Origin of the sequence: Chitinophaga deserti, from assembly GCF_003149455.1 — a bacterium.
In the GTDB taxonomy this organism is placed as follows: Bacteria; Bacteroidota; Bacteroidia; order Chitinophagales; family Chitinophagaceae; genus Chitinophaga; species Chitinophaga deserti.
The window spans coordinates 15,161-38,765 of record NZ_QFFK01000001.1; the positions used below are offsets into that span (position 1 = coordinate 15,161).

General features: G+C 52.8%; 15 protein-coding genes. All 15 read left to right on the plus strand.

Going from position 1 to position 23,605, the window contains the following annotated elements:
* Positions 1-94: 94 nt before the first annotated feature.
* The 15 genes from DEV76_RS00065 to DEV76_RS00135 all read left to right on the plus strand — a co-directional run bounded on the left by DEV76_RS00065 (position 95) and on the right by DEV76_RS00135 (position 23,582).
* The gene (locus DEV76_RS00065; protein ID WP_109693869.1) at positions 95-3,469 is read left to right on the plus strand and encodes a SusC/RagA family TonB-linked outer membrane protein; all 3,375 of its coding nucleotides are present in this window, start codon (positions 95-97) and stop codon (positions 3,467-3,469) included.
* A gap of 24 nt (positions 3,470-3,493) precedes the next feature.
* Positions 3,494-5,065 carry a RagB/SusD family nutrient uptake outer membrane protein gene (locus DEV76_RS00070; RefSeq protein ID WP_109693871.1) on the plus strand — a complete coding sequence of 524 codons (1,572 nt, stop codon included), beginning with the start codon at positions 3,494-3,496 and terminating at the stop codon, positions 5,063-5,065.
* Positions 5,066-5,099: 34 nt separating this feature from the next.
* A complete protein-coding gene (locus DEV76_RS00075) occupies positions 5,100-6,035 on the plus strand; it encodes a dihydrodipicolinate synthase family protein (RefSeq protein ID WP_232826829.1) in 936 nt (311 codons plus the stop codon).
* A 5-nt stretch (positions 6,036-6,040) separates the two neighbouring features.
* Positions 6,041-8,668: a sodium:solute symporter family transporter gene (locus tag DEV76_RS00080; RefSeq protein ID WP_198651888.1), complete on the plus strand. Its 2,628-nt coding sequence runs from the start codon at positions 6,041-6,043 to the stop codon at positions 8,666-8,668.
* A 25-nt stretch (positions 8,669-8,693) separates the two neighbouring features.
* Positions 8,694-9,908 carry an AGE family epimerase/isomerase gene (locus DEV76_RS00085; protein WP_109693877.1) on the plus strand — a complete coding sequence of 405 codons (1,215 nt, stop codon included), beginning with the start codon at positions 8,694-8,696 and terminating at the stop codon, positions 9,906-9,908.
* Positions 9,884-11,026 (plus strand): hypothetical protein, encoded by a 1,143-nt coding sequence (locus DEV76_RS00090; protein WP_109693879.1) that lies wholly within the window; start codon positions 9,884-9,886, stop codon positions 11,024-11,026. The genes DEV76_RS00085 and DEV76_RS00090 overlap by 25 nt, the downstream gene beginning before the upstream one ends.
* Entirely contained in the window at positions 10,990-11,364 is a 375-nt protein-coding gene (locus DEV76_RS00095; RefSeq protein WP_157962626.1) for a hypothetical protein, read from the plus strand. The genes DEV76_RS00090 and DEV76_RS00095 overlap by 37 nt, the downstream gene beginning before the upstream one ends.
* Before the next feature lie 10 nt (positions 11,365-11,374).
* The gene (locus DEV76_RS00100; protein ID WP_109693883.1) at positions 11,375-12,538 is read left to right on the plus strand and encodes a sialidase family protein; all 1,164 of its coding nucleotides are present in this window, start codon (positions 11,375-11,377) and stop codon (positions 12,536-12,538) included.
* A gap of 3 nt (positions 12,539-12,541) precedes the next feature.
* Positions 12,542-14,524 carry a beta-N-acetylhexosaminidase gene (locus tag DEV76_RS00105; RefSeq protein ID WP_109693885.1) on the plus strand — a complete coding sequence of 661 codons (1,983 nt, stop codon included), beginning with the start codon at positions 12,542-12,544 and terminating at the stop codon, positions 14,522-14,524.
* A 100-nt stretch (positions 14,525-14,624) separates the two neighbouring features.
* Positions 14,625-15,761 (plus strand): DmpA family aminopeptidase, encoded by a 1,137-nt coding sequence (locus DEV76_RS00110; RefSeq protein WP_109693887.1) that lies wholly within the window; start codon positions 14,625-14,627, stop codon positions 15,759-15,761.
* Positions 15,758-16,576: an aminotransferase class IV gene (locus DEV76_RS00115; protein ID WP_109693889.1), complete on the plus strand. Its 819-nt coding sequence runs from the start codon at positions 15,758-15,760 to the stop codon at positions 16,574-16,576. Before DEV76_RS00110 ends, DEV76_RS00115 begins: the two co-directional genes overlap by 4 nt.
* A gap of 53 nt (positions 16,577-16,629) precedes the next feature.
* The gene (locus DEV76_RS00120) at positions 16,630-17,247 is read left to right on the plus strand and encodes an RNA polymerase sigma factor (protein ID WP_109693891.1); all 618 of its coding nucleotides are present in this window, start codon (positions 16,630-16,632) and stop codon (positions 17,245-17,247) included.
* A 53-nt stretch (positions 17,248-17,300) separates the two neighbouring features.
* A complete protein-coding gene (locus tag DEV76_RS00125) occupies positions 17,301-18,455 on the plus strand; it encodes a FecR family protein (RefSeq protein ID WP_109693893.1) in 1,155 nt (384 codons plus the stop codon).
* Positions 18,456-18,623: 168 nt separating this feature from the next.
* Positions 18,624-21,965 carry a SusC/RagA family TonB-linked outer membrane protein gene (locus tag DEV76_RS00130; protein ID WP_109693895.1) on the plus strand — a complete coding sequence of 1,114 codons (3,342 nt, stop codon included), beginning with the start codon at positions 18,624-18,626 and terminating at the stop codon, positions 21,963-21,965.
* A gap of 24 nt (positions 21,966-21,989) precedes the next feature.
* Positions 21,990-23,582 carry a RagB/SusD family nutrient uptake outer membrane protein gene (locus DEV76_RS00135; protein WP_109693897.1) on the plus strand — a complete coding sequence of 531 codons (1,593 nt, stop codon included), beginning with the start codon at positions 21,990-21,992 and terminating at the stop codon, positions 23,580-23,582.
* Positions 23,583-23,605 lie beyond the last annotated feature (23 nt).

A 23,605-nucleotide genomic window follows, 5' to 3' on the forward strand; every position in this document is an offset into this window, starting at 1 on the left:
TAACACCCAGCGAAAAATCACATAAAAATTGGTTCCTATCGGGATTTCATTACTTTTGTTATGTTATACATAATACAACCAAAATACTCCATTTATGAAATTCGCCTTCAGCAGGGGCCTCGTCATTCTGACCTGCCTCCTCCTATCCATCACAGGCCGGTCTCAATCCGGTCCCATCACCGGAAAAGTGGTTTCCGGGGACGATAACACCCCGCTTATAGGGGTCACCATCGTTATTAAGGCCAAAAAGAAAGCGGTTCAGTCCGATACGCAGGGCCAGTTCTCTATTGACGCACAGCCGGGCGATGTTCTATCCGTTTCCTATATCGGCTACGCCCCGCAGGAAATAACCATCGGCCAGGCACGTACCCTTAACATCACCCTCACTTCCTCAGCTTCCCGCATGGACGAAGTGGTCATCACCGGTTACGGTTCCACCAAAAGGTCTAAACTAACCTCCAGCATTGCGAAGCTGGATAATAAGATCCTGGAAACCGGCCTCCGCTCCAACCCCGCCCAGGCACTGGCAGGCACCATCTCCGGGGTACGGGTAGCTACGGGCTCCGGCAGGCCAGGCGCCCTCCCTTCCATCGTTCTCCGCGGCGGTACCAACTTCGACGGGTCGGGCAGTCCGCTGGTAGTGATCGACGGACAGGTTCGTGGCTCCCTGAGCGATATTAATCCGGAAGACATCGGTTCTCTCGAAGTACTGAAAGATGCCGCCGCTACTGCTATCTACGGAGCCCGTGCATCAAACGGTGTAATCCTTATCACCTCCAAAAGAGGTAAAGCAGGAACTACTTCAATCAACCTCCAGGCAAAACGTGGCTATGCTTACATGAACAGTCCTTATAACTTCCTCAATGCGGAAGATTATATCAAATGGACGCGCATGGGCGTGGTGGAAGCTATCAAAAACGGCACCCTCGCCAATTCTGCGCTCTCCGGCGTAGGGCCGCGCGGTACCGGTAACCTGTATAAAGACGCCGCAGGCAACATCCTCGACGGCAATTACGACTCCCGCGCCATCTGGAGCACCATGCGCCTCAACGACGTAAACCGTGAGCTGCTCAATGCCAACGACGGCTGGAAAGTGATGACCGACCCCGTGAAGACCAACGCTGCCGGTGACTATGATCCGAACGGTACCAACGCACAACTAATCTATAAAGACTTCAACTACGGCGATTACGCTTTCAAATCACCCGCAGTAACGCAGGACTATAACCTCGGTATGTCTGGCGGCAATGAGCGTGGTAAATACTACGCCAACCTGGGGTACTTTAACGAAGAAGGCCTGCCCCTGAACGTATTCTACAAAAGGCTCACTTTCACCGGAAATGCCGATTACAAAATCCGCGACTGGGTTAATACCGAAACCGGTATCCAGTACGCCATGGCCAACTGGAGAGATCAGACGCTGACCAATGGTGAAGCCAACTATTGGGGAAGGATGCTATCCGCACCTCCCACCATGCGCGGCACCAATACAAAAGGAGAAATGCTTCTCGGCCGTGATGCCAGCGATGGCAACCCGCTTTTTAATGCCGACAAATACATCCGTAAAAACCAAAGCGATAAATTCACCATCACCCAACGCTTTAACCTCCAATTCACTCCCGACCTCTCCGGCCGCATAGGTGCTATTCTTTATTATGATGAAAGCTTCAACGAAAGTTTCAACAAAGACTTCCGTACCGGTATCCAGTCTTACACCAACCCGAATACAGGCTGGAACCGCGACCGCTCCAGCTCTGCAGCATTCGACCGTACCATCCGGCAGACTTACAATGCCACTCTCAGCTACAAAAAGCAGATCAACCGCCACAGCCTTGATGCATTGGCTGGTTTTGAGTATTTCGATGCATACAACAAAGGCGTAGGTGCCAGCGGCAGGCTTGCCCCTACTGATGATTTCATGGATCTGGGCCTGACATTGAACAACGCTACCACACAGACACGCGGCACCGATTCTTACCATGCCCGTGAAAGGATCATGTCCGGATTCGGGAACCTGATCTATGACTATGATGGTAAGTACATTGCCAACTTCACCGTACGTCACGACGGATACTCCCGTCTCATCGGCGACAATCAGTATGGCACCTTCCCTGCAGGCTCCATCGGCTGGATGGCGCATAAGGAGGAATTCATGAAAGGCACCAGCAATTGGCTCTCCTTCCTGAAGCTCCGCGCCAGCTACGGTATTAATGGCAACATCGGTATCGGCACAGATAACGCTATTGGCCTCTACGAGCTGCAGGGCTCTTATGGGGCGCAACAGCCTTACAACGGCATTACGGGTTTCCTGCAAACTGGTATCGCCAATCCTAAACTGAAATGGGAAAAATCAAGGACGGTGGAAGTAGGTACAGACCTCGGATTCTTCAACAACCGTCTCACCGCTTCCGTAGCATATTACAACAGGCTTACAGATGATAAGCTGACTTACATCAATCTCCCAACTTCTGCAGGCATCTCTTCCATCCGCACCAACAATGGCAGCATGCGCAACCGCGGTGTGGAAATGGACCTGACGTATAAAGTGATTCAACAGAAAGACCTCCTGTGGCAGGTTTCTGCTAATGCCAGCTGGAATAAAAACACGGTGGTGAAACTTCCTTACAACGGCAACGAAAAGAACCGCCAGGGTGGCCAGCTGGTATATGATCCCGCCTCAGGCCGTAATGTGTGGGTAGGCGGTTTACAGGAAGGCATGGAATGGGGTGAAGTGTATGGCTTTGTGAGTGATGGTATTATCCGCAACGATAAAGACCTTGCTGATTATAACAAAATAGATATCGCTGCAGGTGAAGTACAGGGCGGCGCTGCGGCAGGTAAACGTGTTGCCAGCCAGAAGCTCATTACTGAAAAAGGGCTCACCAATCATATTTCCACCAAACTGGGTGATATGATGTGGCGCGACCTCGACAGGAACGACACCATCGATTACCGCGACCAGACACGCCTTGGCAGATCCATCCCACGGTGGACAGGTGGTTTCAACACTACTGTTTCCTATAAGAACTTCCAGCTCTTCGCCCGTCTTGACTTTGCACTGGGCCACATCCAGCAGGACTTTATGAACATGTGGGCACTGGGCAGCTTCCAGGGCGAGTTTAATGCCACTGATGTGGTTAAGGACACCTGGACGCCAGAGAACCCCAATGCCAAATACCCCCGCTATTCCTGGGCCGACCAGCTGAACACGAAGAACTTCGACCGCCCGAGCAACATGTTCTGGGTTAACTCTTCCTACCTCTGCTTCCGCGATGTTTCACTCAGCTACAGCATCCCCTCCCATATCCTGAAACCGGCGCGCATCAGCGGTCTTACCCTGACGGTAACCGGTCAGAACCTTGGTTATATCACCAACAGCCAAACTAACCTGCCGGAGCGTACCGGCAGCCAGAACAGCGCATATATCATTCCGACACAACTGATTTTCGGCGCCAATCTTAAATTCTGATAACTGATCTCAAACTTCTCCGACATGAACAAACTACAATATATATTCCGGGTGCTGATGGTTACGGCCGTACTCGCATCCTGTAACAAAACGCTGGACCTTTCACCGGAAGACTATTTCGGTGACGGTAACTTCTGGCAGAACGAAACGCAGGTCTCCAACTTCATGGTAGGCCTTCATAAACAGTTCCGTGATAACCAGTTCCAGTTTTATCGTCTGGGTGAAATGCGTGGAGGCGGAATGAGCAATGTGGATGTACAAAACACCTCGCTCAATGAACTTCAGATCATCGAACAGCGTATTGAAGAAAACTCTTCCGGCGTAACCGGATGGGCCGGGTTCTATGGTCCTATCCTTCAGCTGAACCTGTTTATTCAGAAAGTAAATGAAGTAGGCTTCCTTTCTGCAGAAAAGAAAAGTTACCTGCTGGGCCAGGCATTTGCCATGCGTGCCTACTACTACTTCCACCTCCTCCGCACTTACGGCGGAGTGCCCATCCGTACCGAGCCGGAAGTACTGAATGGCAATACCGATGTGGTATCGCTCCGGAAAGCAAGAGCTTCAGAAGCAGATGTACTGGCACTCGTCAAATCGGACGTAAACCAATCACTGACGCAGTTTGGCGCAGCGGCTTCTGCTGACAAGACCCAGTTTACTCCCAATGCTGCCCGGATGCTGAAAGGAGAAGTATATCTCTGGTCTGCCAAAGTATATGGCACCACTGCCGATCTTGCCGAGGCCAAAACCGCGCTCGATGGTATTACCGGTTATAGCCTGATGCCTTCTTTCGCAAATACTTTCAACTACGCTAACAAAGGCAACAGCGAAATCATATTCACCATCCGGTACCGGGTGGCGGAAGCGGAAATGAGCGTGGGTGCCTTTACCTATTCCACCTTCAACTTCAATGGACTTCATTACAAAGACTCCCTGGTAAGTGAAGGCGTAGGCAACTTCCTGGTTGATCCGCTGAAGATTGCGGAACCCAATTCCCAGCAGGTGATCCAGCGGTACCGGTATACGTTTGAACTGTTTCAGTCATACGATGTACAGGACACCCGCCGCAATGCTACTTTCTACGATTACTACCGCATAAACACTTCTGCCACTCCATATGTAACAACTATCCGCAATACGGCACTGGTGAAATTCATCGGTACTATCGATGCCAATAAGCGCTACTTCGCTGACGACTGGCCGGTATACCGTGAGGCAGACCGTCTGCTGATGCTGGCAGAGATCGCCAATGCCCAGTATGCAGACCCCACTTCTTATATCAAAGCTATCCGCGACAGGGCATATGGTGCAGGTAACGATCCTTCTCCATTTGTAAATGGCAGCAAAGATGCCAACGAGCTGGCCATCTTCCGCGAGCGCAGTAAAGAGTTTGTGTTCGAAGGTAAGCGCTGGTACGACATCCGCCGGATGAAGTTCGCCAATGAGCCGCTTGTATTTAAAAGCCCGAACCATCCGTTCGGTGTACTCGACAAAGCCACACAAGGCTATAAAATCCTTTGGCCGGTAGAGACCAGTATCTGGACGAATGACCCACTCGTGAACCAGACACCCGGCTACCTGACCGCCAAAACGAATTAACCCGCAACAATTAACCATACGATACCAGATGCGCATGAAACATTTGCAAGGACTGATTGCTGCTCCCTTTACGCCCATGGATGAGGCGGGAGCGCTGAACACGAAACTGATCCCGGAGTATTACCGCCTGTTGAAAGCCAACGGCGTTAAAGGCGCTTTCATTTGCGGCTCCACAGGAGAAGGTGTTTCCATGACCCTCACTGAAAAGAAGCAGACAACGGCCGCCTGGGCCGCTGCAGCAAAGGGCGATGATGATTTTAAAGTGATGTTGCTGCTGGGAGGCACCTGTCTTGCCGACTGCCGGGAACTGGCCGTGTATGCAAAGGAACAGGGCATCTACGCCGTGTCTTTCACAGCACCGTTCTACTTCAAGCCCGCAACCGTGGAAGCACTGGCACAATGCTGTGCAGATGTAGCCTCTGCTGTGCCCGATATGCCTTTTTACTACTACCACATTCCCGTGCTGACCGGCGTTGGCTTCGCCATGTACGATCTGCTGAAAGCAGTGGAAGGGCGCATCCCCAACTTTGCCGGGGTGAAATACACGCATGAGGATTTCATGGACTTCCTCTCCTGCATGAATTTCAGAAACGGTAAGTATGATATGCTCTGGGGCCGCGACGAAAACATGCTCCCTGCCCTTGCCATTGGCGCAAAAGGCGCTGTAGGCAGCACCTTCAATTACGCTGCCCCGCTGTACCACCAGCTGATGGAAGCATTTGATAATGGTGAACCGGCAAAAGCTGCACAATTACAGCAGCAGTCGATCGATATGATCCGGCTGTTGGGTAAGTATGGAGGTATAGCCACCGGAAAGGCATATATGAAACTGATCGGGCTGGACTGTGGGGCTTTCCGCCTGCCGGTCTCCAACATGAGCAGCGAGCAATTTAGGCAGTTTACTGCAGACGTTGCCGCGTTGGGGTTCGATCAATTTAAATCCCGGCCAGCGGCCAAGACACATTCCTGATCATCATGCGATTCATCCGAGACATTCGATTCATGCTCACAGCAAGCCTGTTCTTTTCCTGGATCAATAAAGGTAATGCGCAACAGCCCAACCAAATCCGGTGGGATGTAGCCGCCACATTGCCCGCTTTGCCCGATGGCACCCCGCAACCTGGTGTTGCGGGGGCCTTTACGGGCATCCATAACAACGCGCTCATCCTTGCAGGTGGCGCCAATTTCCCCAACGGTATGCCCTGGGAAGGAGGCAAAAAAACTTACCGCAGTGAAGTGTATGTGATGCGGGGAGATACCGTAACGGTATTCCCTTTTGAAAACCCGGCTGCCTATGGCGCCAGTGCTTCCGTTCCTGATGGGGTAGTATGTATCGGCGGGGAAAATGATAACGGCGCCCTTACCCAAACGTTCCTACTCCAATGGCAGGAAACACCGGGAAAAGTAGTCAGGAAAAACCTTCCGCCGCTGCCCTTTCCCCTCACCAATGCTGCCGCGGCGGCAATCGGCCAAACAGTTTATGTGGCCGGCGGGGAAAACAGCGAACGGGTTTCCAACGCACTGCTATCCATCGACCTTGCTGCTCCCAACCCTTCCTGGAAAATGCTGGCCGATATACCTGCCGCGCTCTCGCACAGTTTACTGGTGGCACAGTCCAACGGATCTAAAACTCAACTCTACCTCATCGGTGGCCGCGCACGTACCGCTTCAGGTATCAGCGACCGCTCTTCCAAAGCCTGGGCCTATGACCCCGGGCGTAACCAATGGGCACCTGTTGCCCCTGTCCACGACGAAAAAGGCATTACCACATTATCCGCCGCCACCGCAGTGGCCACCGGCGCCAGTTACATCCTGGTAATGGGTGGCGACAAAGGCGACATCTTTCACCGCATCGAAACCCTCAATGCGCAGATAGCACTATCGGAGGGCGATGGAAAAGCGAAACTTACAGAGGAGAAGCTCTCCATCCTCCGCGACCATCCCGGATTCAGCAAAGACGTTCTTTTATACAATACCATTACCGATACCTGGACCGTTACCGGCCAGCTACCCTATGCAGCACCCGTTACTGCAACTGCCGTGAAATGGAATGGCGACATCTATATTCCCAGTGGCGAAATACGCCCCGGCACACGCACCACCGATATATTGAAAGGCACTATCAGCAAGCCGTCTTACTTTGCTCTTACCGATTACATTGTACTGGGGTTGTACTTCATCGGCATGGTAGTGATCGGACTATGGACTTCCCGCCATCAGCATTCCACTGCAGATTATTTCAAAGGCGGGGAAAAGATTCCCGGATGGGCTACCGGGCTCAGCATCTTCGGCGCCAAACTTAGTGCCATTACTTTCATTGGTATTCCGGCCAAAACATATGCTACCGACTGGACCTACTTCTTCCTGCTCATGACCATCATCCTGTGCATGCCGCTGGTGGTACGTTTCTTCATTCCTTATTACCGCAAACTGGGGGTTACCTCCTCTTACGAATACCTTGAGAAGCGCTTCAGTTATGCCGTTCGCTCTGTATCAGCTGGTATGTACATTCTGCTGCAACTGGGCAGGATGGGCATTGTGATCCTGCTGCCGGCTATTGCCCTTTCAGTAGTAACAGGTATTGATGTAAAGCTGAGCATCCTCCTTATGGGCGCGGTGAGCTTATTCTATACAGTGCTTGGAGGTATTGAGGCCGTTATCTGGACGGAAGTGGTGCAGGTGATCATCCTGCTGGCGGGGGCATTACTCGCGCTGATCCTCATCCCCCTGTCCCTCAAAAGCGACGGAGCTGCAGTTGCCCATACGATGGAGCAGTACAACAAACTGAGGCTGTTTGATTTCCGGTTCGACTTTACATCGGCCACCTTCTGGGTAGTTATCATCGGCGGATTTACATTGAACCTTATTCAGTATGGCTGCGACCAGACGGTGGTACAGCGTTACCTAACCACGCCCGATGAAAAGACCGCAGTAAAAAGCCTGAAGCTGGGCGCATGGCTCACCCTGCCTTCCACCATCATCTTCTTCGCCATCGGCACACTCCTTTTCCTATTCTACCGCGATCATCCCGGGCAGGTGAATATGGCACTGGATGCGCAGGATACCATCTTCCCCTGGTACATCGTAACACAACTACCACCCGGTGTGGCCGGGCTGGTCATCACTGCCATCTTTGCCGCTGCCATGGGTAGTTTGAACGGCAGCCTGAACGGGGTGTCTACCGTGTTTGTAAACGACTTCCTCCGGAGATTATCGCCGGAAAAAGGAGATAAGTATTACCTCCGTTCCGCCAAGATCACCACGCTATTGGTGGGGTTACTGGGAACCGGCTTTGCCTGGTCTATGGCAGAGCAGGGCGCCACTTCGCTTTGGGACCAGTTCAACCTCATACTGGGATTATTCACCGGCGGTGTGGGCGGCCTCTTTGTACTGGGCATCTTTACCCGCAGGGCCACAGGAGCAGGCGCTATAGCCGGCTTTATGGCCAGCGCCATTATACAGGTATTGCTGCTGCAATACACCGATATGCATTTACTCATGTACGCCTTTACAGGCCTCGCCTCCTGCGTCATCACCGGATACGCATGGAGTATACTGTTTCCGAAAACACAAAATATCCAGGGTTTAACCATCTACCGCTAAAACGTTTACCGCTAAAAACTACACTATGCAATACTCATATCAGGAACTGGAAGGACTGCGCGATTTTTACGCCGGACAACTACTGAACGACACGGTGCCGTTCTGGTTCCCGCGCTCCTACGACCATAAGCACGGTGGCTTTCTGCTGATGCGTGATGCCAACGGGGAACTAATTGACGACGACAAGGCCGTATGGATCCAGGGACGGGCCACCTGGCTGTTATCTACTCTGTACAACACGGTAGTGCCCAGTCCGGGTTGGCTGGAAGGGGCAAAGCTGGGATATGAATTCCTCGTAAACCATTGCTTTGATACCGATGGCAGGATGTTCTTCCACGTAGCCCGCAATGGCGCCCCTATCCGCAAGCGCCGCTATTATTTCTCCGAAACCTTTGCCGTAATAGCCATGGCATCCTATGCCCGTGCTACGAACGACGAGAACATCGCAGCCCAGGCACGGGAGCTGTTTGGTAAATGCGTGGAATACGCTACCATCCCCGGACTGCTGCAACCCAAGTTTGAGCCAACACGCCCGGCTAAAGGGATTGGTGTGCCCATGATCATGCTCAACACAGCGCAGCAGCTGCGTGATACTATTGGTGACCCGCGTTGTGATGCGCTGATCGATAACTGGATTAATGAGATTGAACAATACTTTGTAAAAGACGATATCCGTTGTGTGATGGAGCAGGTGGCACCGGATGGTTCCATCATCGATCATATCGACGGCAGAACATTAAACCCCGGGCATGCCATTGAAGGGGCCTGGTTCATTCTCCATGAGGCAATGCACCGTGGTAACGATGCGCGGCTGATCAGCCTGGGTTGCCGCATGCTGGATTATATGTGGGAGCGCGGATGGGATGAGCAGCATGGAGGCATTCTCTACTTCCGGGATGTGTATAACAAACCTGTTCAGGAATACTGGCAGGATATGAAGTTCTGGTGGCCGCATAACGAAACCATCATTGCCACACTCCTAGCCTATCTTGTAACCGGCAATCCCAAATACGCACAATGGCACCGGCAGGTACACGATTATTCCTACGCCCGCTTCCACGACAAGGAACATGGCGAATGGTTTGGCTATCTTCACCGCGATGGCAGTATTGCACAAACTGCGAAGGGTAACCTGTTTAAAGGGCCTTTCCATTTACCACGCCAGGAATGGTATTGTATGCAGATATTGAACACTTATCTTCAAAAGAACGCAGTATGGTCAGGGGCATCGCATTGCTGATCCTGACTCCGGCGCTGGCTTTAGGGCAACTGAAAACCGCGCCGGAATGGATGGACCATATGGTGCTGCAGCGTGGAAAGCCCCTCACACTCGAAGGGAAAGCCACGCCGGGGCAAACCGTGCATATTACCTTCAGCGGCCAAAAGCTTGCTGCCCGTGCCGGGGGAGACAGTAGCTGGCGTGTACAGCTACGCCCGATGAAAGCGAATGCCGTGCCCGGTGATATGTTCATCACTTCCGGCAAAGAGCGTATAAAGCTCCGCGACCTGCTGGTGGGCGATGTGTGGCTATGCCTCGGGCAATCTAACATGGAGTTTCCTATGAATGGGGAGGCGCATTACAAATCGTTACAACCATTTGTTGCCCGGCCGCTGATACGCCAGTATAATCCCCGGTACATCGGGAAAGGGATTTACGGTACGGCGTTCCCCGACAGTCTTGCCCGCCTCATTGATGGCGGCACCTTTTACACAGGATATTGGGAACAGTGCGATAGTACCTCCATCCGCAGCATGAGTGCTGTGGCATTTTACTTTGCGGAGCGGGTAACGAAGCAGACGAGCGTTCCCATCGGGCTGGTACACCTGGCCATTGGTGGCGCACCACTGGAAACATTTATTCCGAAAGAAGCACTGGCGGCAGACTCCGTATTTGTGCAAAAAGTACGTGGCAACTGGCTGGAGAATAAGCACCTGCCCGACTGGGCCCGGGAAAGAGGGAGGCAGAACCGCGGAGCAGATTCCAGTGTTGAAGGGCCAGCTCATGGATATAAACCGGGTTTTGCATTCGATAAAGGATTGCGGCGACTAACTGAAAATCCTATTGCCGGCTTCCTCTTCTATCAGGGGGAAACCAATGCACAGGAAATGGCACGCGTGGAGGAATACGGCCGGCTATTTAGGGTAATACTGGAAGCCTATCGCCACTACTGGCCGAACGCCCCTGTTATTTTGTACAGCTCTCTTCCATCGACAGCATTAAATACCGTTCTCACTTATGGCCTGCTTTCCGCGACGGGCAGCGGCGTATGCTGCAGGAAGTTCCGCATACCGGCATGGCTGTGTCCAGCGATGTGGGGGCTATGCATGACGTACACCCCACTGATAAGAAGATGGTAGGTGAACGCCTTGCCGCATGGGCACTATATGACTTTTACGGGTATGCGGTTGTACCATCCGGACCACTTGCGCAAAAAGCAGCGTATGCAGCCGGGAAAGTCATTATTCATTTTAATTGGGCGGAGGGGCTGCGGCCTGCCGGAAGCGCAATGCTGAAAGGGTTTTCCCTCGACGGCATACATCCCGCAGCCGCCACTATTCATGGGAATACTGTGGAAATTGCGGCTCCTGAAAGGCCTGCTTTCGTATATTACGGATGGCAGCCCTATACGGACGCAAATCTTCAGAATGCCGCCGGATTACCGGCATCCACATTCCGCCTCCGTATTGAACCTTAAAAATTGTAACATGATCCATAAATATTTCTTTAGCCTGTTCCTTTTGCTGTCTGGTGCAGGTGTGCAGGCACAGCAATCTTTTACGCCCGTGTTTGTCAGCGGGCAGGATGGCCATAAAAGTTATCGCATTCCCGCCATTGTATCTGCCGGCGGTAAACTGCTCGCATTCTGTGAAGGCCGGGTAGACCATGCCGGGGATTTCGGGGATATCAATATCGTACTGAAAGAAAGCGCCGATGGCGGTAAAACCTGGAGTGCATTACGCACCGTGGTGGATTACAATAATCTGCAGGCAGGTAACCCTGCGCCTGTAGTAGATATGACTGATCCGGCATATCCCAGCGGCAGGATCTTCCTCTTTTACAATACCGGCGACAATCATGAAAGTGAAGTAAGAAAAGGGAAAGGGCTGCGCGAAGTATGGTATAAGACTTCAACAGACGGCGGCCTCAGCTGGTCGGATGCCGTAAACATCACCACGCAAACGCACCGGCCTAACCGTCCTGATCTCAATCCTGCATATAATTTCAAAGAAGACTGGCGCAGCTATGCCAATACACCCGGCCACGCCATGCAGTTTGCAGATGGTAAATTCAAGGGAAGAATATTCGTAGCTGCGAATCACTCTTCCGGTACGCCCGACAGGGAGTTTAAAGATTACCAGGCACACGGCTTTTATACCGATGATCACGGCAAAACCTTCCACCTCAGCGAAACCGTAAGTACGCCCGGTGGAAATGAAGCTATGGCTGCTCAGCTGAAAGGCGATAGAATGGTGATGAACATCCGCAATCAGCGGGGGGATGAAAGGTCGCGTATCATTGCAGAAAGCAGTGATGGCGGCGCCACATGGGACACTACCTTCTTCGACCGCCAGTTGCCAGACCCTGTATGCCAGGGCGCGGTATTAAGCGTGGGCAGCGCCAGGAAACGCATCCTGCTGTTCTGCAATAATGCCGATACCGTACAGCGCAATAACCTCGTGCTGCGGGTAAGCCGCAACGATGGCAAATCGTATTACAAAAGCATCCCCATCGCTAACCGGCCCGATAACCCACGCAGGAACTCCCATACCGCCTATTCCGATCTGGTGGCAAATGGTAAAAAGAAAGTGGGTATCTTGTTCGAATACGACGATTACAAACAGATTGTATTTACCAACGTAGCATATTAATTCATGACATTCCGACTTCCACGCCTACTCTTCGGAGGCCTCCTGGCCTTCTGTTTGCATGCTGCACAAGCGGCATCGCCCGTAGCCAATTCCCCTGTAGTTCTAACTGAAAATGCCCGTCCTTCGTTATTACCGCTCCCTGCAGAACTGACGTGGCGCGATGCACGTTTTGAACTGGCAGCCTGCCGGTCAATAATATATTCCGATCCGGCGCTGAAAGCAGAAGCCCTACGGCTGCAGGCTATGCTGGCAGAGCAGGGTTTCCGCAATATTAAAATCGTGCGGAAAGCTCCGGCCGGTGAAAAAGTAATCCGTCTTGTAAAAGCGGAGATTACCGTACCGGTACATGCGGAAGAAGCGTATGCCATTGAAGCAGGCGCGCAGGAAGTGAAGGTTACGGCCGGCACAGCCCATGGTATTTTTAATGCCCTGCAAACCCTTCGCCAGCTGAGTGCTTCCGGTTATATTGAGGGCTGCTCCATCCGCGACTGGCCGGCATTCTCCTGGCGGTCGTACATGGTAGATGTGGGCCGTAATTACCAGCCTATGGCACTACTTAAAGAGCAGATCGATATCATGAGCCGTTACAAAATGAACGTGTTTCATTTCCATTTTACGGAAGACGTGGCCTGGAGGCTCCACTTCAAGCATTACCCTCAGCTCACCGAAGCCCGTCATATGATCCGGCAGAAAGGGAAGTTCTATTCAGAAAAAGACCTGCATGAACTGATCCGTTATTGCCGCGAGCGCCACATAGAACTGGTGCCGGAAATAGATATGCCCGGGCATAGCGCCGCCTTCCGCAGAGCCATGGGTGTGGATATGCAAAGCGATTCCGGCGCGGCCATCGTTAAACAGATCCTTAAAGACTTTTGTGCCGAATATGACCTGCCTTACCTGCACATCGGAGCCGATGAAGTGAAGATCACCAACAAAGCGTTCCTCCCGGAAATGACTGCCCTCCTCGAAAACATGGGTAAGAAAGTAATAGGCTGGATGCCGGGTGGCAACTTCCCGGAAAGCGTATTGCGGCAGTTATGGTCTGAAGGGGATATTGAAGAGGGGAAAGAAAATATCCGCTACATCGATTCCCGCCAGCTCTACATCAACCACATGGACCCGCTGGAAAGCGTTATAAGCATTTACCAGCGCCAGCTCTGCAATACGCCTGTGGGCAATGCCTCCGCACTCGGCGGAACGCTTTGCCTCTGGCACGACCGGAATGTTACCCATGAAGAAGACGTAATGATCATGAACCCGGCCTATCCGTCGCTCCTCACATTCGCCGAGCGCACCTGGAAAGGTGGTGGCACACCGGGCATTAAAGTTCATATAGGTCCGGAGATAGCCGCAGCATTCGCTGAGTTCGAGAAGCGGCTGACAGATCATAAGGTGCGGTACTTCAAAGGCCTGCCGTTTACCTACTATCCGCAAAGCGGGCAGCAGTGGCAGCTGTACGGTCCGTTTGCGAACAGTGGTAACCCTGCACAGGAGTTCGATACCGCGGCCGCTAAACCATCCCAGACTGCCGTTGGCGGCACTATTATCCTGCGTCACTGGTGGGCACCTAATCCGCAGGGACTGCTGTCAAACCCGGCAGAGAACACCACCTGGTATGCCTCCACCCGAATCTGGAGCGACCGGGATGGAGAAACCGATTGCTGGATAGGCTTCCATGATTTCTCACGTTCCCACGCTTCCCTGCCTCCCGTTGCCGGTGCATGGGACAGCCGCCAGAGCAGCATCCGGGTGAATGGTAACATCATCCCCCCTCCGGTATGGGAAAACGCCAGCAAAACCATTACCCTCGAAACACCTTATACTAACGAAGGTTATGCTTACCGTGCTCCTGCGAAAGTGATGCTGAAGAAAGGCTGGAACATCGTGGAAATCAAAGCTCCCGTAACCACCTTTAAAGGCCGCGACTGGCAAAACCCGGTAAAGTGGATGTTTACCTTCCTCCCCTGCCGCGATAACATGCCCTGATCAGCAATTATGATAAATTGGCAACGCCTCCGGAAACGGGGGCGTTCTGCTTTTACAGAAGCCCCTTTTCGCCCCCTGAAAAAATCATTATCATTGTATCATGTTCAATCGTTCAGCCATTCTGGCCCTGCTCCTCCTCCCCGGAGCGCTGGCCGCACAGGAGCGCAAGCGCGCACGGGAATACGGTATCCGCATTGGCGTGATGCAACCCGGTGTGCTGAACAGTATCACGGATGTACAGGGCGTGAAGGTGGGGCATACCACCCTCATCAAAGGCGACTCTGTACGCACTGGTGTAACTGCTATTATCCCAGCCGATGGCAACCTCTTCCAGCAAAAAGTTCCTGCCGCCATCTTTGTCGGCAACGGCTTCGGAAAGCTGGCGGGTAGTACCCAGGTAAACGAGCTGGGTAATATCGAAACACCCATCGTCCTCACCAATACCCTCAGTGTGCCGGTGGCCATGCAGGCCGTAACCGGACTGGCACTGGCAGAAAAGGGCAATGAGAAAGTACAGTCCGTAAATGCAGTGGTAGGTGAAACGAATGATGGTTATCTCAACGATATCCGTGGCCGGCATGTAACGACAGAAGACGTAACTGCTGCCATTCAGAAGGCCGCTACTGGTAAAGTGGAAGAAGGCAATGTGGGTGCGGGTACCGGTACTGTATGCTTTGGTTTCAAAGGCGGCATAGGCACTGCATCGCGTAAACTGCCTGCCAGTTTGGGCGGGTATACCGTGGGCGTGATTGTACAATCCAATTTCGGAGGGGCACTGGAAGTGAACGGTGCGCCTGTTGGGAGGAAGTTGGGGAAATTCAACTTCAGCAATCACTTACTGAATAATGTAGATGGTTCCTGTATGATAGTGGTGGCTACCGATGCGCCCATCGATCACCGGAACCTGATGCGCCTTGCCAGCAGGGCCATGCTGGGACTGGGAAAAACAGGCGGCATCGCATCCAACGGCAGCGGTGATTATGTGATCGCCTTCTCTACCGCGGCAGGATTGCGTGTTCCCTATAGCAGCGATCAGCCGGTGCAATCCGTATCCCTGCTGCAGAACGATAACATGTCGCCCCTGTTCATGGCTGCCATAGAAGCAACGGAAGAAGCCATTATCAATTCCCTTTTTATGGCCCGCTCATCCAAAGGGCAGCAGGGCAACACCGTGGAAGCCTTACCTTTAGACAAAGTAATCCCTATCCTTCAACAGTATAACCGTTTGCAACCATGAGCCATGCCATCATCAACGGAGCCATTGTTCCGGAAAGCGAAGCGAAAGTTCTTATCTCCGACCTCTCCATACAACGCGGGTATGGTATATTCGATTATTTCCGTGCAAGGGAATGGGAACCTGTTTTCCTCGAAGACCACCTCGACCGCTTCTACCACTCTGCTTCCGTAATGCGGCTCACACCCGATGTAGACCGCAGCAGGCTGAAGCAATTGCTGAGAGAACTCATTGAAATAAACGGAGTGCCACATGCAGGCGTGCGCATCACGCTTACCGGAGGCTATTCTGAAAACGGATATACCCTTGCCACTCCCAATCTGCTCATTACACTGGCGCCGTATCATTACGACCCGGCCATTTTCGATAAAGGCATTCAGCTGGTAAAGCATGATTATCAGCGCCAACTGCCTGAAGTTAAAACCATCGATTACCTGCAGGCAATTTATCTGCAGCCTTACATCCGCGAGCATCATGCCGATGATGTGCTGTATCACCAGAACGGATCCGTACGAGAATGCCCCCGGGCTAACTTCTGGGCAGTAACTGAAAACGGCGACCTCATCACCCCGGCCGACCGTATCCTGAAAGGGGTTACCCGCAAAAAGATCCTGACCATGCGCGACCTCCGGCCACAGGAAGCACAGCTTCCCCTTTCCTCCCTCGTTACCGCACGCGAAGCGTTCATTACCAGCACCACCAAGATCGTTACACCGGTACTGAATATCGACGGCCGCCCGGTAGGCAATGGTAAGCCCGGCCCCATAGCTGCAGAAATCTACCGCCGCCTGCTGGGCATGCGCGGAGGTCACGAATAATTACCGGTTTCCAAATAATTATTACCTTACCGCAGTATCAGACAAGTAATTCCATGTTGAGCGGACGTACCGACAGTGAACACCTGACGCCCGGAGATGAGCGCACCCTCCTGCAGCTGGCCATAGCCGGCGACATGGATGCGTTTACCCGTTTGTACGTGCATTACTATCCCCGCCTGTACCGCTTCATCTTCTTCATTAACCGCCAGCACGAAGACACGGAAGAAATCGTGCAGGATGTATTCCTCAAAGTCTGGGCATGCCGTGATACTCTTACCGGAGTTAGGTCCCTCGAGGATTACCTGTTCCGCATGGCCAAGAACCGGATGGTGGACCTGCTCCGTAAAAACCAATCCGGCCGCAAGGCCATCCACCATCTGCAGCAAAAGGATGTTTTGCTGGATAACCCTACCGAGGCTGCCGTGGCCTACCGGGAGTACCACCGTATGGCCCGTGAGGCTATTACCCACCTGCCTGAGCGCAGGAAGGCTGTTTTCCTCCTGAGTACAGAAGAAGGCTTATCGCTCGATGAGATTGCCGCCCGGCTGCGCATATCCCGGTCGGCCGTAAAAAAGCACCTGAGTACGGCTACGGCACAGGTGAAAGACTACCTGCGGCTGCATGCGGAGTGGACGGCAGGCATGCTGGCCCTCATTTTTCTTTCCCGTTAAAAAATATTTTCCGGAGGGGGTGTCCTTTTTTCTTTGTCGCCCGTCTTTAGCGCATGACAAGGGATAAAATCATTTCCTGCCTGGAGAAATACGCCTCCGGCACGCTTACGCCGGAGGAAGAGCAGGCATTCCACGCCTGGCTGGATACTGCTTCGCCTGATGAGTTCCATGCCATGCTGGACGAAGCCGGTGTATCCGATGCACTGAAAGCCTATCCGGTACCCACTGCCGCATCCGTAGCCGGTCTGCGGCAAAGGCTGGAATATGAGGAACAGCTACCTGCCCCCCATATATACCCCATCTGGCGGAAGATAGCTGCCGCAGCAGCGGTACTGCTGCTGGTAGCTGGCAGCTGGTTCATCTACCGCCAAACTCAGCAACAAGACAAACCAGCCATTACGCAGGCGCCAAAGCCCGTACCCGGTGGTAATAAAGCCACGCTCACCCTCGGCGACGGCTCCGTCATTAACCTTGACGATGCCAATGCCGGCGATCTTTCCCAACAGGGCAACACCAGAATCGTGAAGCTCGATGGCGGGCGTATACAGTACCATTCCGAAGAAGATGGCGGTGCGCCGGTATACAACACCATTGCAACCCCCAACGGCGGCCAGTACCAGGTACAGTTGCCGGATGGCACGGTGGTATGGATGAACGCCGCTTCATCTCTCCGGTTTCCTTCCGCCTTTACGGGTAACGAGCGGCTGGTGGAGCTGACAGGTGAAGGATATTTTGAAGTGGCTGCTGATGCGGCAAAACCCTTTCGTGTAAAGGTCAGTGATGCGGTGGTGGAAGTACTGGGAACCAAGTTCAATGTGAACGCTTATGCCGAAGAGCCGCAGGCCCGAACTGCCCTGCTGGAAGGTGCGGTGCGCGTAACCCGGAAAGGGAATGCAGTGCAATTGCGCCCGGGGCAGGAAGCACGGTTTATTGCCGGGGGCATGCTGGAAGTAAAAGCTGCCGACATGGAGCAGGCGCTGGCATGGAAGAACGGGTATTTCCAGTTTGAAGGTACTACCCTTCCCGTGCTGCTGCGGCAGATAGGGCGCTGGTACGATGTGGAAGTAGAATGGAAAGGAGATATCTCCGACCGTGAATTTGCAGGGCGGATAGCCCGGAATGTAAGCCTCCAGGCGATGGTAGACGCCCTCCGCAGCAGTGGCGTTAATTGCCGTATACAGGGAAGAAAGCTCGAAGTATTACCATAACAGCAACGAAGTCAAACCAAAATCAGATAAAACATGAAAAGCTGACAATGTGAGACAGCCCTAAACGAAACCAGGAGTGCGTCAACACTCCCGGCGGATTTGTTCGGGTTCGTCAGAAAAGCGCGGTTAAACACTATTTACATTACCAAACCCAAACTGTACAAAAGTATGAAACTACTTGTGTCCGGCAAAGCCATGCCACGTAAACGGCTCTTGCCTGCTAAACTATTACTCGTTATGAAATTAACGGCCATTTTGATGCTTGCGGCAGCCCTGCACGTCAGCGCCGCCGGCTTCTCCCAAACCATCACCCTCAGCAGGAAGAATGCACCGCTGGGCAGGATCTTTACGGAGATCCAGAAGCAGAGCGGGTACTCCCTCCTGTACGACATGAAACTTATCCGCAGCGCCGCACCCGTTACCATCGACGTGCAGAACGCCACGGTAGAAGAAGTGCTGGACAAATGCCTGAAAGGCCACTCCCTTACCTACGTAATCCGGAATAATATCATCGTTATACAGGAGAAAGCAGTTACCGAAACCGCACCCGCAGCCATCCAGATTACCGGATCGGTGGCCGATGAAGCTGGTGCTCCCATCCCCGGCGCCACTGTGGAACTGCGTAACCTCCGCCGCGGCACCGTTACCGATGCACAGGGCCGCTTCAGGCTGGCTGATATACCTGCCGGCACGCATACCCTCCGCGTGAGCTTCCTCGGGTTCGAAGCGCAGGACAGCACCATACAGGCAGGTAACGAAGCGCTGAACATCTCATTCACACTCCGGCAGGGTGTGAACAAACTGAAGGAGCTGGTAGTGGTAACGGCACTCGGCATCCGCAAATCGGCCCGCAGCGTTACCTATAACGTACAAACCATTTCCGGCGGGGAACTGAACAATGTAAAAGACCCCAGTCTGGTGAATACCCTCACCGGCAAAGTGGCCGGTATGGCCGTGAGCAACAGTTCCTCCGGTCCGGGTGGTGCCACCAAAGTAGTAATGCGTGGAAACAAATCCATTTACGGCAATAACAACGCGCTGTTTGTGGTAGACGGTATCCCCCTGCCCGACCTCTTCACCCAGCAGAAAACCGACGGCTTCTCCGTACCCGGTGGCAGCGATGGTATTGCCAACATCAACCCCGACGATATTGAAAGCGTAACTGCACTTACCGGCGCTTCTTCCGCAGCGCTCTATGGCAGCCAGGCTGCTAACGGCGTTATCCTGCTTACCACCAAGAAAGGCCGCAGCGGAAAGCCCTCCGTGAATTATTCCCTCAATGCCAATTACAGCAAGCCCCTCCTGCTGCCTGAGTTCCAGAGCAGCTACGGCGCCACGCCCACCGCAGGCTCTTTCTACAGCTGGGGCAACAAACAGGCCGCTAATGCCGACAATAAGAGCTTTTTCCAGACAGGCAACAGCTATACCCATGCCATCAATATTTCTGCAGGCAACGAGCGCAGCCAGAACTATTTTTCCGCAGCAGCGGTAAACGCCACCGGCATCGTTCCTAAAAACACGTATGCCCGTTACAACTTCAGCGCCCGCCATACTACCAGTCTGCTCAACGACCGGCTGAACATTGATGTAAGCGCACAGTACCTGAACATGGATCAGGACAATGTACCTGTACAGGGCCAGTACTACAACCCAATTGTGGGCGTGTACCTCTTCCCCCGTGCGCATGACTTCAACAGCTTCCGGCAGTTCGAAGAATATAATGTGAACCGCAACTTCAATACCCAGCGCTGGCCTTATTCCGACCCGGGTATGATGCTGCAGAACCCGTTCTGGGTAGTGAACCGCAATACCAACTCATTACAGCGCAACCGCTTCATCGGTTCCGTGGCTGCGAAGTATAGCATCACACCCTGGCTGAGCGTAACCGGGCGTGCGAAGCACGACCGTACCAATGATGTGTATGAAGCACAGAGCTACGCATCCACCCCTAAATTCCTCGCGGGTGATAATGGCCGCTACGACAAAACGCGCTCCTTCGTACGGCAGACATATGCCGACATTCTCGTAACCGCACAACACCGTGCCGGTGATTTCTCCATCCAGGCCAATGTGGGCAGCAGTGTGCAGGATGTGGTAGATAACGCCACCGGCTGGAGTAATGGCTACCTCCTGCAGTTCGCGAACATGTTCACTTTCGCCAACATCGATTTTACCCGCTTTGCTCCTTTTGAAAAGAACGACCGGATACAGACACAGGCTGTATTTGCCACTGCACAACTGGGCTTCCGCGACATGCTGTATCTCGACGTAACGGCGAGGAACGAATGGTCGTCTGCACTGGCATTCACCCAAAACCAATCTTACTTCTATCCATCTGCCGGCCTTTCTGCCGTGATCAGTGAAATGGTGAAACTCCCGCAGGCAATATCGTTCCTGAAAGCGCGTACTTCACTCAGTGAAGTAGCCAACTCCATTCCCATTTATATTTCCATGCCCACCATCGCCCTTACTACCGGTGGTGCCATTCAGGCCATCCATGCCAAACCTTTTGCAGAGATGAAGCCCGAGCGTACCCGCTCTTTCGAAGCCGGGCTGGATATGCGCTTCCTGAACGATAAGCTTTCATTCTCCGCCACCTACTACAAATCATCTACCCGCAACCAGTATTTCAAAGTAGAGGTATCGCCCTCAGTTGGCTACAACGCATACTATGTGAATGCCGGCAACATCGAGAATAAAGGGATAGAAGCCAGTCTGGGTTACAACGGAAAGATCGGGCAGGTACAATGGAACAGCACGCTCAATTACGGGCTTAACCGCAATAAGGTGGTAGAGATGATGGATTACACCGATCCGTTCACCGGCACGCGGAGAACGCAGGAAGAATTTGTGGTGTCTGACTTTGCAGGGTACAGGCTCATCGTGCGCAAAGGCGGCAGCTATGGCGACATCTACGCAAAAGATGTGAAACGTACTGCAGACGGCACCATTGCGCTGAACGACAAAAACGTTCCCGAGATTGGAGAATACAAGAAAGTAGGCAATGCCAATCCCCGTTACCTCATGGGCTGGAACAACAGTTTTGGCTGGAAGCAGTTCCAGTTATCATTCCTGATCGATGCCCGCATTGGCGGCGAAGTAGTATCCACCACAGAGGCCATCATGGATAACTTCGGCGTATCGCAGCGTACAGCAGAAGCCCGGGATAATGGCGGAGTGAAAGTGGGAGATAAAACCGTGCCCGCGAAAGATTACTATCAAAGCATAACCGGCGCTACTTCATCGGCACTGGCGCTGTATACCTACAGCGCAACCAATGTACGCCTGCGCGAGCTTTCGCTGGGATATAGCATTCCAACGAAGGCATTGGGTAACAAAGTGCGCCAGCTGCAGCTTTCGCTCGTTGGCCGCAACCTGTGGCTCATTCACAAGAAGGCGCCATACGATCCGGAGATCACCGCCTTTACCACTAACCAGTTCCAGGGTTATGATTACTTCGGTCTGCCCAGCCAGCGCAACATCGGGGCCAACCTGAAAGTTACCTTCTAATGCTCACCGCAAAAGCACAACAACATGAAAAGTATCCAATCCATATATAAACTATTGCCCGCCGCAGCGCTGGGGCTTTTCCTCACCGGACAAACGGCCTGCACCAAAAACTTTGAGTCATTCAACACCAACCCAAATGAGTTAACCGATTCATTATTGAAATACGATTATAAATATGTGGGCGCGTTCATTCCTGGCATGCTCACCAGTATTTACAGTACGGTAGACTGGCAGTACCAGCTGCAGCAAAACCTCAATGCCGATATCTATTCCGGTTTCATGGGTATCCCTACTCCCTTTAACAGCGGCAAGAACAACTCCAACTATTTCATGATGGACTGGAACAACTGGGTGTTCAAAGTTCCGTTTGATAACGTTATGAGTGGCTGGAAGCTGGTAAAGGAGCGTGGAGAAACCACGCGCCCGGATCTCTTTGCCGTGGCCACTATCATTAAAGTAGCGGCCATGCACCGCGTTACCGATGTATTCGGCCCTATACCCTACAGTAAATTTGGCGCAGGAGGCTTCTCCACGCCCTACGACAGCCAGGAAAGCGTATACAACGCCTTCTTCACGGAGCTGGATCAGGCAATAGCCTCGCTTACTACATTCGATAAAAACAATCCCGGAGGTAAAGCGCAGCTGAAGCCTTTCGATCTTGTTTACGGAGGTGAATATGCTAACTGGATACGCCTTGCCAATTCCCTGAAGCTGCGGCTTGCCATGCGGTTGTACTATGCCAAACCACAGGTAGCCAAAACAAAAGCAGAGGAAGCAGTTGCCAATGAATACGGTGTACTCACCACCAACGCACAGAACGCCATGGTACGTTCAGGTGGTGGCATCACGGTTAGCAATTCGCTGTACGTGATCAGCCAGGAATACAATGATATACGGATGGGCGCTCCCATGGAATCGTTCCTTAAAGGGTACAGTGATCCCCGTCTGCCGAAATACTTCCGTGCTTCTGCGCTCGCGGGCAATCCGTTCAAAGGTGTCCGTAACGGGATCGACATCAAGGTGAAGACGGATTATGAAACCTTCTCCCCTCTCAACATCGAGCGCAGCACGCCCATCCGTGTGATGGCCGCTTCCGAGATGTTTTTCCTCCGGGCAGAAGGTGCGCTTCGTGGCTGGGATATGAAAGGCACGGCTAAAGCTATGTATGAAGAAGGTATCCGCACTTCCTTCGCACAGTATGATGCAGGGGATGCTTCGGCATATATCGCCAACAGCACCGCCAAACCCGCAGTATATACTGACCCTGTGAATGCAGAAAACAACGTAGCGGTGACCGATGCATTCCTCAGCACTGTAACCATAGCCTGGAACGATGGGGATAATGTGGAAAGAAAACTGGAAAGGATCATTACCCAGAAATGGATCAGCCTCTTCCCTGATGGGCAGGAGGCATGGACGGAGTTCCGCCGTACGGGATATCCCAAACTCTGGCCTGTGGTAGTTAATCTTAGCGGGGGCACGGTACCCGGTTTCATCAACCGCCTGCCTTTCCCGCCCGACGAATATAAGAACAACAAAGACGAGACCACCAAAGCCGCCGCCCTCCTGAACGGAGCGGATAACCCCGGCACGAAGCTCTGGTGGCAACGCCCCTGATGAATATTATGCTTATGGAAACC